The following is a 12772-nucleotide window of genomic DNA, read 5'->3' on the forward strand; positions in this document are numbered from 1 at the left end:
TCTCTCAAGCCTGAATGCGAATACCGACTGCTCTATCACTTCGGGATACTGTTTCTGTAGTTCCTGCGCTTGGACGGGCGACAAACTCATATTCCATTGTGGTCGAGAGCATGTATTGTTCGCGCGTCAGCAGCGATCCGTCAATCCTATGGACCGAGTATCCGAGACCTTGAAAGAATTCATAGATATCGTCCACCAGTAACCCATACGCGTCGAGATTTACCTGAGCGATTTCCAGGATCACGATCGGTCTGTGCCTCCTTAAGGTCTGTACGGCGCCTTTCAAGACCAACAGCTCTCCTCCTTCCACATCAATCTTCAACGCATCGACCCTCGTGACACCGACCGAATCGAGATAGCCATCGAGACTCATAGCTGTCACGGAAGTTCGCAAGGTCGGCCCCATCCAGCCGGTGTCCCGTATTCCATCATAGGCGGACTTATCCTGGTCGTGCACAAAGAAATCCACAGTGCCTTGCGTTTCGGACAGCGCAACCGGATTGAGCCTGACACGGTGCCCCAGGGCGTTATGTCGGATCGTGCGTTCCAGACAATGGTACGGAACGGGTGAAGGCTCGAAGCAATGCACGAAGGACTCCGGGACCATGTCGATGATCCCTAACGCAAACAGACCGACATTTGCTCCTACATCAACCACTACACTTCCTGGTTCTAAAACCGTCCGCGCATATTTCATGACAAGAGGTTCATACGCGCCCGAGGTGGCATAACGCATGACACTGTGATCGCCGGACGGATAGACCAGTGCAAAACGCCGGTATGACGTCATGAAAGGAGGGCTCCGGAAGGCTTCCCAGCGCAGGTGGAACCATGTGCGCTTTAACCAATACCATGCTTGCTTGATCGGGCGACCGAAGGCGCGACGTAGGGCTCTTGTGCATGGCCGGACAAGATCGTCCCCCGCGCAAGTGAAGCGACGATGGCCGTTGAACCGGCGAGCCTGTGAGCTGTCTGCATGAGTCGGTTTACGCGCCTCGCATAGGCTTCGATCGGCTGACGTATCGGCTGTAGGATTCGTCATGTTTGACTCAGGATGGAACGAAGCATTCCGGCTACGACAGGAGCACGAAACAGGGCCGCGGCTTTCAAGGCTTGGCGGACCAACGTGATGCGGAGATCAGCATCTTCCGAGAGACGCCGGATGCCGGCTCGAACTGACTCGACACGCGGCTCATTAACGATTAATGCGCATCGATATTGCTCCATAAAGCGCGTCAGATAACAATCCGCCGGTGCGTGCAACAGTATGGGACGTCCGCAAATCAAGTATTCAATTGTCCTTGTGGGAAAAATCGTGCGGTATTCCTCTTGGGACAATGGACCAGTGAACCCGTGAGCCAATAACACAATATCAGCTTCGCCGAGCCGCCGCACGATATCGTCGCGCGATACGGTCTCATATTGAACGCCTTCGCGGAGTATACCTAGTTGCTGCAAATACGCTCTTGGCGTCCCGGACAACACCGTCAATCTGCCGTTAAGTTGCGCCAGGGCCGCACAAGAACGTACGGCCGCATCCACACAAGATGCATTTATGTTCCCGGACAAGGTCACGCGGACTGGATCTCTCGCCCCAGGCGGAGAGAAAGCGGGGGCCTCGGGAATGTCGTCATTAAAGGAATGAACAAGGGCCGAGCAGCGAGTCACATGGGGATAGCGCTCGCGATAGAGGTCGACCATTCCTTGGCTCATTACAAAAACATGGCGCGCGTGATAAAACACCTTGGCCTGCAGCCAAGCGGCGAATCTATGAGCGACCCCGCCCGGTGTGCGCTGTTCCACATATGTATTGTGGAAATATGGATACAGTTTCATGCCGGTTATTCTCGTCAAAAGATACCCGACCAGCAGTATGTCTTCGCTCGGAAATATCAGAAGCAGCCGTGTACATCGACATCGTCGGACTATCCGCCAGCAGCGAAGAAACACGAACGGCAGCTGGCATCTTCGCCACCATCTCGCGCCGCGCCGCAAAGCCGGCCAGGCATTGTTGGTATAGACGATTTCGGGCCATTCATCCTTCCATACCACCGGCGGTCGATCGCACGGACGTTCTCCGGCGATGACCATCTCCGAACGCGTAAACTGCTTCGCAAGATTTCCTACTATGACAGCTGATCCAGTAGTTTCAGGAGGAACCGTCCACGATAGAAGCAAGATCCTGCCACCGCTGTCTTCACGCGCGCGTTGTCCCACAATCTGCGTCATACTTCCGGCTTCCGATGAACCGCGCCGATGGGTCTCGCGGGATTTCCCGCCACAATTTGCCCGGGTTCAATGTCCCTGGCCACCACTGCGCCCGCGCCGATCACCGCCGCGCTGCCGATTCTGACACCTTTCAAAATGATGGCACGGGCCCCAATGAATACGTCGTCTCCAATCCAAATTGGAGCACAGCGGGCATCACGTGTTTGGTTCTCATGGCGTCGCCACGGGTCGAGAGGATGGAAATCGGTATCCCAGATACAGGCTCCTGCTCCGACGAGAACATCCCGACCTATGGTGATTCCAACGCGCGCGACAATTGATGCTCCGGATAAACCGCTTCTCTCACCGATCGCAATAACGCTATCGGCTGACAATGCTGCAAGGATTGTTGGGTGAGGAAGGCCGGCCGGATTGCTGTCGAATCGACTAAACATCTTCACATGATCGCCGAGCGTAATCCTGGCACCCGAAACCAATGTCACGACCGGGCGGCCGACAAACGAACAACCAGCCCCGACCTGAACCCCAAGACAACGCAACCAGATCGGAACACCACATCGATCCACCAACAAGCGCATGCAGGTCCGAGGGCTTCGTCCAATCTTGAATATGACATGACGGCACTTGCGCAATGCGGCCGTCCCACGTGCCTCATATGCGCCGCTTGATATGTCTGCCGGGAGCCACCTATCCGGAGCCAACGGCGCCACCATTTAAGAATTCCTGCAAGGCCGATTGCCAAATCTCGGATCGTTTGTCGCGCAGCGTCCACTGGAGGCCGATTTGCAAACTACCGATTCCCGTCCGCCGGACGGTCAGTTCGCTTGCGAGAGAACAAAATCCGCCACCGCTTTAGTTGCACGACCGTGATTCGTGAATACTTTTCCTGTACTATCGTCGGCAAGCGGTTGCCGGTGTAACGGGTCGAGCATACGTTCGACCATCTGGCCAAGGTGCGCCTCAGAATAGATTCGCGTGGCGAGACCATCACGCCAGTTGGCGGCTAGGTCAGGCCATCCGTCCGCGTACAATTGCCAGACAGGTTTCTTGTACAAGAGCGCTTCATGCATGGCTGTGGAACAGAGCGAGGCCACGCAGTCGGAACCATCCAGAAGCAGATCAAGCTCAGGGCGATCTTTCGTCACGATCAGATGGGGACATTCTCCGTACAACGATCCATCTTCATTCGGATGCAGGCGCACAATGACATTGATCCGATCCCGGAAATGTCTTGCGACGCCTTCGAGCCAGGACGCACACTCCGCCGGGGCTCTTCCGTTGCGAAGTAGATCATTTCCGTTTGAAAAGAAGGCCAGTGTGAAATGGTTGTTGAGAGACAGACTGCGCGCGAGGAGGCGCTTTGCTTCACCGTCCGGCGACGGGCGCATGGTGTCGTGTCGCGGGCTTCCCAATGCCCGCACACGTTTCGGATCAAGTCCCAGCGCGGTAAGCGTATCGAGCGATGTTCGTCCCCACGTGCACATCACATCCGCCACCATGGGCAAATGAAACGGTTGTAAAAGGCCATGTTGCAGCAGGACCGTTCGGATCCCGTTTGCACGCGCTGATACCAGCAGGGCGGATCCACCCATCAGCTGAGTCGAGGCCGTGACAACCACGCGGGGCGTTATGGTTCCGAGCATGCGCTTCATCTCTTCAAGGCAACTCTGGACATTCGCGCAGGCGTAATAGAATGATCGCTCATGAGATCGATTTCTTAACCGTTGTTCTGTATCGCATAGAGCACTCCATGCCTCCCTTCCCCAGGAGGGAATGAAACAGGCGGCAGGAAATCGAAAGTTAACCGTGGAGACCGGCAGATGGTCGGGTCCGTTAAAGGAAACAAGCTGGACCTGCTCTTTCCGCTGCGCCAGCTCGAGGAAAACAGGCATTAAGGTATCCCGTATGATGTCGCGCGCACTTTCGATCCAGATAAGAATCGACCCTTTCTGCAGGACGCCGGCAGTGCGCTGTCTGTGCACGAGCGGGGCGATCCAGTGTTTGATGACTTCTTCTACTGGCAAGCATCGCGGCCGAATGAATAAGTCTTTGAAAATAAAGTGACGCAGGGGTTCGATCTGAGGAAACCGGGCAAATACCTCATTCGTCTTAACCGTAAAGTCGAGATAGCGCTGATCGAGGCTCTCACCGAAACTCATAGCTCGGCTCAACGACTGGGTGTTTCCGGCATAATTTCTCAACAATATAAGCGGTGCGCAAGCCGGCCTGGCCGTCGAGCGGACCGCAATCTTCTTTTCGCGCGCGGTCCCGGCCCGCGGCGTCCAGCGCCGGATTCTCCAGGTAACGGTTCACCAGCTCGATGCAGTGTTGGGGATCACGAGCCAGGCTGGAGGCTCCATAGGACATCATTTGTTTGATATCAGAACGCTTGTAGAAGCGTCGTGTCGAGGCGCCGGGGGGCAGCCCCGGCACTGAGTCGTAGTAGACGTTGACAATGGGCTTGTCGAGGATAGCCGAATCAATGTTCATAGTCCCGCAGACATTCACCTGGACATCCTGATACGCAAGCAACGATAAATGAACGGGTTCATCCTGAAGAATATGGCGCACGACATTAGCTTCGTGTTCCGGCCCTCCAAACACCGCCTTCGTGGGGGACGGATAGCTGCGGGCCTCGGGGTATTCGGTACGAAGCAACTTGATATCGGAGCCGAACATTCGCGGATGACCGCGAACCAATAATTGTGCCCCCCGGACGAAACGTCCGGCATGGGCCGCTTCCGCCAGATGCTGAGCGACCTCGATTTCATGGGCGATCACACCCGGCACACCCATGGTATACACGATCAATGGACGGTTCGGATCCAGACCTATTAATGCAAAGAAGTCGCTTCGCGATAAGCGATAAGATGAGTCCAAATGCCGGTCGAACTGCGGAGCTCCCGTTACATGCACGCGGTCGTAGGGAATTTCAGGGTACATGGCAAGCAGGTACTTCCGGAGGACATCGGACCATAGCAAGTACGCATCAGCGAAGGGAAGAAACGGAATCTTTGAGGCCAAATTGTCGCGGGATCGAATCATGACAACCGTCGGAATACCGAGAGAGTTGGCCGCTTCAATAACAGCCATTTCTCGAAACCCTTCGGGAGAGAAGCTGGCCACGACCGCCGCGCCCTCGCGTCGCAATCGTTGCCGGTAAATGTCTGTGATGGTGTGTTGTCGAAGAACAGAGGCGAACTTCTGCCGCCACCGCTGCGCCATGCCCGTCCGCCCCGCCAGCCAGAATCTAGCAAATCTTCCTGCGGCTCGTCCGGTACTCGCTGCTCGACGCAGCAGGTTTGTCGGATTGTTCCGATGGCTGCTGTACAGAAAATCCGCCCAGATTGTCGGGGGATCATAGTAGCATTTTCGCGCGTAGCCAACCCGTGCCAGAAACCTATCCAGAACGGCGTCCTGCCGAACATGAAACGCCTCGAGGCATCCGATTTCAGTGCCTTCCGGCTGGACGCAACGAGAACCGGGAAGATGCTGGGGATCCACCCATACCAGGATCTTCTCTCCCGCGAGCCATTGCCCCAGACCTCCGGTACGAACATTGCGAAGCGCCAGAAAACTATCACAACCGATAATAATGCTCATAATGGCGATCGATGAAGATGCCGCCGAAGGCCACCTATCGCGAGCCGAGGCGGCGGCGACGCATCACCGTCAGAACAAAGGATTGATGACCGGGAGACCAGGACGCTGACCCGCAATGGAGGCATGCCGGCGAAGCGTGACAACGGAAAACGTCGTCAGCAACTTGTGGAAAACATCGCTCACGAACTCCAACTTGCTCTCGAGGGGAAGCACCATTCCGGGAGTAATTGACAAGCCTTGTCCGTCTTCAAGACCCAAAAAGTCTGTCGGATGAAGCACCATAGACGGCTCCACGCCGGTCAGGCGGCATAGCCGTAGACCCAGGTCTAGGTAGCCAAGAGCAAGCTTACGAGATACTTGGTTCAGTGCGAGGAGATAGCTCATGTGCATGGGCAACTTGAAGCCAGGCAATGTTGTGACAGGAATTTCAAGTAGCTTCCGCCCATCCATATTCCAATAGTACGGTTTGTTGGGGCGCAGGCCGTCGCGCAATCTCCCGCCTAGCCACTTGCGCTGGCGCTTCTCTTCCGAGCTGAACTTTGCAGCAGCGAAATAAACCTGGCGGACGACTGGCATAAGAAACGTCGGAAACGTTGTTGCATCATAGAGATAGCCTCGCCGCGTCAATTCGCTGACAGTAGCCCGGGAAAGGCTGTAACCAGGTCCCCGAAATCCCACCGGCCTTTGACCGGTCGCCCGCTCGATGTGCTCTTCGCCCTTCGCGATTTCCGCCGTGGTCTCATGCTGTGAATAAAGGTGAAGCCAGGGGTCATGAAAGAATGAATGATGGCCGATCTCGTGGCCGTCGTCGGCAATCGCCCTCAGCAGCATACGATTTTTGTCAAGAGCTGCATCCTGGCCCACGATAAAGAAGGTGATCTTCACCCCCTGAGATACAAGAAACTTCAACGTCCGCGGTACGAGAAGCTCCAAATATGAAGGGAACGACCTCCAGCTTGGATCTCCATTTGTTTTCAAATAGGCCCATTTATCATCAAGGTCGAGTGATAGGCTTGCGACCCGCCTCTCGACGTCCGGGAAACCCGTTCTCATCTCATGTCCTGCATCTCTCACGCATGGTGTTTGTCGTCTCACATGTACCAACCCTCGCGAAGACAACCATTTCGTACCGACGGTCGATCAATCCGGCAGCCTTTTCTATCAGTGTGATCCCCAATTTTTGCAGTGGGGTGGCAAGATCAGAATGCTCAAAAAACGCCTCCTGCGAGTAGGAGTTAATGACCCGCATATCTAGTTCATTGAGTACCCTTATAAAGCCCTTTCTTGAGAAGAAATACGTGTGATAGGGGGGATGTAGAGCAAATGCCGGATACGAATAGCGCGACGCTGTTGCCTTATACAAAGCCAAGCCGGTCCTGGCAAGGAGACTGTCCTCGTCCGGCGTGCAAAAAATCAGAATCCCTCCGGGCCTGACCAATCCTTTGATCTTTAGCAAGCAGGCCATAGGGTCAATGACATGCTCAATTACGTCCCATAACGTGACAACATCGTATGCAGCTAGCGGTAACTGAGTATCTTCGAACTGTCCGTTCGCCACCGGCACATTTAGTTGTTGTCGGCATAACGATGCCAGTTTGGGACTGAGTTCGACTCCAGAGACATCCCATCCTCGTGCCTTGGCCATACCAAGAAAGACGCCTGCTCCGCAGCCAATATCGAGCAATCTGCCAGTCCCCTCCATCTTCTCTACATATTTCAATGCGCGGTCATAATCCTTGACTCTTCGCTGTGATAGCGTGATGTCACCTGACAACTCATCTGAGAAATAGTTGTTCTTCGCATACGACTCACTGCCATAAATTTGGTCAATCTTCGCCTTGCTATACATGTCGCTTCGCCACGAGTTGCGGCAGTATTGGCAGCGCACTACGTAAAACGTCGCGAAGTTATATACTTCGTGAGTAGCCTGATTCTTACACAACGGGCAGATCCGCAAAGGACATGGCTCCGCGGCAATCATGGCATGGTTCCTAAGACCACTGGGCGTCATCACAAGCTTCTCCTATATCAACATTCTGCTTGGCTAAGAGACTCCAAGCCTCATTCCTCGATAGAAAGTGCTTAACCTGCCGCCGATGCGGGGGGTAACCAATTCTTTTTGAACAACAAATGACTGCAGCAATGTAGGGATCAAGGAAGCTCTTCTATCCCCATAGTGCTTTCTCGGGCTCCTGCCGGTTAACAGCTTCACTCCAAGATCAATGAGAGGTGAGTCCCCGGGGGTGACAAAAATAAAACACCCGTCCGCTCTGAGGACTCTTTTGATCTCTCGCGCGACACCATCAAGTGGATCCATATACTCCAGACAACTCACGGCTACGATACAATCGAATGTTTGGTCATCGAAAGGAAGTGTAAACGCACTTCCGCACAACAATTTCGCGTCTACCTGATAGTGCCGAAGATTGTGCAATACCTGTGCTGCATTAGGGTGAATGTCAATCCCATACAGCTCATCACAGTGTTGTGCCAATTCGGGTAGCAGAATGCCACTCCCATAACCAACTTCAAGAAGTCGAGAGAGCCGCTGCCTCGGGAGGAGGGAAACAAGGAGCCAGAACCGCAGGCGTTGGATCAAGCCCAGCACATTGAACGTGGGCGGCTCTACGCTGCTCGTCTTTATCCGCGCAGCCCTAGGCAGCAACTTTGGGGAAAAAAGAGTGATGTTACCCTGCGGTGTGCTTGATATAGGCATCGTGAACGATCAGAAAAGTGTACCCACTTTTGAGCCGGTAGATGATTTAGGTGCTGGACATACAATTGGTTGATTGTGTCGAGTAAGCCCTCTAAGCGGGGACAGCGTCTTCGTGAAGTTGTGACAACTTATTGCCCGTCTTCACATATCGCCTTTGACAAATCCCGCAAGTCGGCGCGCACCCATTGTCTTGCAGCCGGATCCCGCAGACGCAGATCCAGCCCGCCTGCCGAGCCGGGTTTCCCATCACTAAGGCATAGGGCGGTATATCTTTCGTCACCACTGCGCCGGCCCCGACGAAGGCATACTCGCCGATCGTGATGCCGCACAAAATGGTCGAATTGGCGCCTAAGGTGGCGCCTTTCTTGACGAGAGTCGGTCGAAGCTCCGCCATCCGTGGAATGGCGCTCCGAGGATTGATCACGTTCGTGAAGACCATGGACGGACCGCAGAACACGTCATCCTCCAATACGACTCCCTCGTAAACCGATACGTTGTTCTGAATCTTCACTCCGTCGCCGACCATGGCGTTAGGGCCGATAACGACATTCTGACCGATGCGGCAATTTCGTCCGATGCGCGAGCCCTTCATGATATGGGAGAAGTGCCAGATGGCGGTGCGCTGGCCGATCTGCACATCCGCATCGATGCTGGCGGATTCATGAACCGTGTAATCCTGTGTCTTGACGGGTCGCGATAACGCCTTGCCGGGGTGACGGGTTTCCAGCTGTTGTTGACAAGCCTGCAGAATCGTCAGCACCCGCAGGCCTTCCTCGCCGTCGGTGCGCGGCCTGCGACGGGAATGGATACACTCAAGGAAATGTTCGCATTCGGATCGCAGCGGCTCGGCCGCCTCGAACTCGACCGGCTGCGCTTCCGCGCGGCTCGCAATCGGCATGTGGTTTTTCCAGTTGATTGCATGCGGATAGAGCAGCAGTTTGTCCTTCTTTTCGACATCATCGAACACGGCCATTTTTCGGTCTCCCACGACCACCAGTTTCTGTTCTTTGAACGGGTGCAGCCATGACACGAATACATGGGCCTTCACGCCGCTGGGAAAGGACAGGAGACTGACCGTGGCGTCTGCGACTTGCTGATGAAGGTAATTGCCGCCGTGGCAGAAAATCTCTTCCGGCATGTGATCGAGTAATCCCAAAATCACCGAGATGTCATGAGGCGCGAAGGACCAGAGGATATTTTCTTCTCGCCGAAACTTACCGAGGTTAAGCCGGTTGGAATAGATATACTGGATACGTCCCAGTTCTCCGTTGACGATCAGTTCCTTCAGTTTGAGAACGGCCGGGTGATACCAAAGCAGGTGTCCGACCATGAGGATCCGCTGTCGCTCGCGGGCCAGCGCCACCAAGTCTCGCCCCTCGTCGATCGAGAGGCACAAGGGTTTCTCGACGAAGACATCCTTGTCGCCTCGTAAAGCCTCGCGCACGAGCGATGCATGCGTCTCCGCCGGCGTGGCAATGGCGACGGCTCGAACGGAAGGGTCTTCAAGAGCAGCCTCATACGCGGAGACGTAACGACAGTCCGGATACTGTTGACGAAGGTCCTCCATGATCTCTGCCGAGGCATCGCACACGACCTCCAATGATCGCAGAGTATGGAAATTGCGCACCAGATTCCTGCCCCAATAGCCTGCGCCGATGACCGCGATTCCTCCCATGGCTCTTGCCCTCCCGATTGGCCCCTCTGTTCCCCTATCTCTTGCCGGAGTACATCCAGAGCGCATCACAGATCTGCTCGGCCGACCGGCCTCCGCCGAACGCGGCAAGCGTCTGCTCATCGGCGCGGTACGTTCTCGCCGACAACCGCTGTTGCCACGTCGCCACCGCCTCCTTGACCCGCGTGGCTTCCGTGCCGGCAATGATATTCGCTCCTCCCGCCACGCTTTCCACCCACTCGGTTTCCTCACGCAGCGTGACGCAGGGACAGTCGAGAAACAGCGCCTCTTTCTGTAGTCCGCCTGAGTCGGTCAGCACCATTCGCGCGGACTGTACGAGCTGCAGCATGTCGAGATATCCCACCGGCTCGATATAACGCAGACCGTTCGATTGCCTTGCCGACTTGGACATGTTTCCAATGACTTTGGCCGTCCTGGGGTGAATGGGAAAGATTAGTGGGAAGCCCCAGTGATCTGCAATTTCCTCCAAGGCGGTCAGGATTGCTCGCAGTTTCACCTGATCGTCCGTGTTCTCCGCCCGATGCACTGTAACCACTCCGTATGCGCGCGGTGACAAATCCAACCGTGAAAGCACCTGAGATTCCCGTACGGCGGCGGCACGCCATGTCAGCAAGGCGTCGAACATGAGATCTCCAGTCCAGACGGCCTGCTTTTCCAGCCCTTCTCTTCTGAGATTGTCCATCGCCGTGGGAGTCGGCGCCAGCAGAATGTCGGCAAGATGGTCCGTCGCGACCCGGTTGATTTCTTCCGGCATGCGGCGGTTGAAGCTTCTGACGCCGGCCTCCACATGCGCCACCGGAATGTGCAATTTCGCCGCTGCCAAACTCCCGGCGATCGTCGAATTCGTATCTCCGTAGACGACGACGATGTCCGGGCCGATCTCCATCAGCACCCGCTCGATGCTTTCCAGCATGCGGCCGGTCTGAGACCCGTGGGTTCCCGATCCGATCCCAAGATGATAGGCGGCTTCAGGAATTCCAAGGTCCTTGAAAAACACCGCGGACATATCCGGATCATAATGCTGCCCTGTATGCACGATAAGATGATCGAGGCGTGCACCGCGCTCTTGGCGGCTTCGGAACACCCGGGACAGGGGGGCCAGCTTGATGAATTGAGGCCGCGCGCCGACAATACTGACGATTTTCATGGCGTACTGAGCCCTAACCCATCGAAACGGCAAGCGGCGGGATCACTTCCCGGGATCGTTCGAGGCCGGCGCCGTACTTCGCCAGGAAATTGTCGACGGCACGAATGACCTCGTTGTTATTCAGCGTGGCGTTCACAAACTGCGAGGTGTTGAGGACGTAAAAGTCATCATGCTGCGTAGTGACTTGCGGCACGATCATCGAATAATTCACCACTTGCAAAGGCTGCACTCTCACGGCCCGATTGATGTGGGCGCCGACAATATCCTGCTCGGCGAGATCCGGATACATCAGGGTCACGCCCTGGAGAAACCGTTTTCGGAGCACGTCTTCCGTCTCTCTTAATATCGGGTCATCCGACAAGACATATTTCGGAAAATAGGTGATGTACAGACCGGCTGTCTCTTCGGGTGAAACGACGGTGCTCATGCCGATCACACCGGTAAAGGCGACGCGCGAATCGGCGATATTCAAGACATAGTAAGGAGTAATAGGCCGGCGGGTGATCAGGACGAGGCACACAACCCCCAAATATTCGACCTTCGTCCCTGACGCCGCCACCCGCAAGAGGTCGTCGCCTGCCAAACGTTGCAGCACATCGACCGGGCTCGTGCAAACGACTTTGTCAAACGATTCACGCCGACCGTCACAGTCGATCCAGAGACCTCCCTCCGGGCGCGGGCGTATCGCGTTCACGGCGGCCACCTGGCGTATTTCTCCGCCGTGCGAACGGATCAATTGTTCCAGCCGGCCGATGACCGTTTGGTAGCCTCCTGACACATGGCCGAGATGTTCGCGTTGCGCCGCCGTATCACGGGCCGAGAACAGTCGGGTAATGTAGGTCCAGATGAAGACGGCCGATACCCGCTTGTAGTGCTCCCCGAGCTTGGCCAACAGCAACGGTTTCCAAAACACCTCATACGTCCTTCGCCCGCATAGTTTCGTGAGCCAGGCTTCGACCGTGATGCCCTCCAGTGCTTTCCAATCGCGGATCCGCAGACAGCGTAGAACCGCCAGCGCCAGCCGCACCTTTCCGGCCAGTCCCACGAGAGGAAAACGCAGAAGCTCCATCGTATTGCTCAAGGAGTAGAACCGGCGATCCACATACAATCCGGTCCGCGTCGGGTTCCAGCGGAGTTGATCTTTCAGTCCGATCTCTTCGAGGAACCGAATCAAATGCGTATCAGAAGGCAAGATGACATGGTAGAAGCGATCCCAATGAAACGCACCGTAATTATGATAAGTCGAGAGGCCACCGAGTTGTTGATCCCTCTCGAAAACCGTGACCTGCAGCCTTTTGGCCGACAGACGGTGCGCGAGGGCGAGCCCCATGATTCCGCCGCCGATGATGCCGATTCGCGTCTGCATCCTTGTCGTGACTCCCAG

The 12772-nt window shown here is 55.6% G+C and carries 10 protein-coding genes and 1 pseudogene; all 11 read right to left on the bottom strand.

What is annotated here, in order from left to right:
* Positions 1 to 4: 4 nt before the first annotated feature.
* Positions 5 to 790: an FkbM family methyltransferase gene (locus tag ACWGXE_RS10905; protein WP_447603648.1), complete on the bottom strand. Its 786-nt coding sequence runs from the start codon at positions 788 to 790 to the stop codon at positions 5 to 7.
* A 248-nt stretch (positions 791 to 1038) separates the two neighbouring features.
* Positions 1039 to 1836, bottom strand: coding sequence for a hypothetical protein (locus ACWGXE_RS10910; protein WP_447603649.1), 798 nt, complete (start codon positions 1834 to 1836; stop codon positions 1039 to 1041).
* A gap of 425 nt (positions 1837 to 2261) precedes the next feature.
* A pseudogene (locus ACWGXE_RS10915) lies at positions 2262 to 2402 on the bottom strand (DapH/DapD/GlmU-related protein); the annotation flags it as partial.
* A 642-nt stretch (positions 2403 to 3044) separates the two neighbouring features.
* Entirely contained in the window at positions 3045 to 4388 is a 1344-nt protein-coding gene (locus ACWGXE_RS10920) for a hypothetical protein (RefSeq protein ID WP_447603651.1), read from the bottom strand.
* Positions 4375 to 5832, bottom strand: a complete 1458-nt coding sequence (locus tag ACWGXE_RS10925; RefSeq protein ID WP_447603653.1) for a hypothetical protein — start codon at positions 5830 to 5832, stop codon at positions 4375 to 4377. Before ACWGXE_RS10925 ends, ACWGXE_RS10920 begins: the two co-directional genes overlap by 14 nt.
* 69 nt (positions 5833 to 5901) lie before the next feature.
* Positions 5902 to 6885, bottom strand: a complete 984-nt coding sequence (locus tag ACWGXE_RS10930) for a polysaccharide deacetylase family protein (protein ID WP_447603655.1) — start codon at positions 6883 to 6885, stop codon at positions 5902 to 5904.
* Between the two features lies 1 nt (position 6886).
* A complete protein-coding gene (locus tag ACWGXE_RS10935) occupies positions 6887 to 7681 on the bottom strand; it encodes a class I SAM-dependent methyltransferase (RefSeq protein ID WP_447603657.1) in 795 nt (264 codons plus the stop codon).
* Between the two features lie 195 nt (positions 7682 to 7876).
* Positions 7877 to 8548, bottom strand: coding sequence for a class I SAM-dependent methyltransferase (locus ACWGXE_RS10940; protein WP_447603659.1), 672 nt, complete (start codon positions 8546 to 8548; stop codon positions 7877 to 7879).
* A 91-nt stretch (positions 8549 to 8639) separates the two neighbouring features.
* Positions 8640 to 10223 carry a Gfo/Idh/MocA family oxidoreductase gene (locus tag ACWGXE_RS10945; protein ID WP_447603661.1) on the bottom strand — a complete coding sequence of 528 codons (1584 nt, stop codon included), beginning with the start codon at positions 10221 to 10223 and terminating at the stop codon, positions 8640 to 8642.
* Between the two features lie 34 nt (positions 10224 to 10257).
* The gene (wecB, locus tag ACWGXE_RS10950) at positions 10258 to 11388 is read right to left on the bottom strand and encodes a non-hydrolyzing UDP-N-acetylglucosamine 2-epimerase (RefSeq protein WP_447603663.1); all 1131 of its coding nucleotides are present in this window, start codon (positions 11386 to 11388) and stop codon (positions 10258 to 10260) included.
* Positions 11389 to 11401: 13 nt separating this feature from the next.
* Positions 11402 to 12754, bottom strand: a complete 1353-nt coding sequence (locus ACWGXE_RS10955) for an NAD(P)/FAD-dependent oxidoreductase (RefSeq protein WP_447603665.1) — start codon at positions 12752 to 12754, stop codon at positions 11402 to 11404.
* Positions 12755 to 12772 lie beyond the last annotated feature (18 nt).

The organism is Nitrospira sp. Nam80 (genome assembly GCF_965152575.1).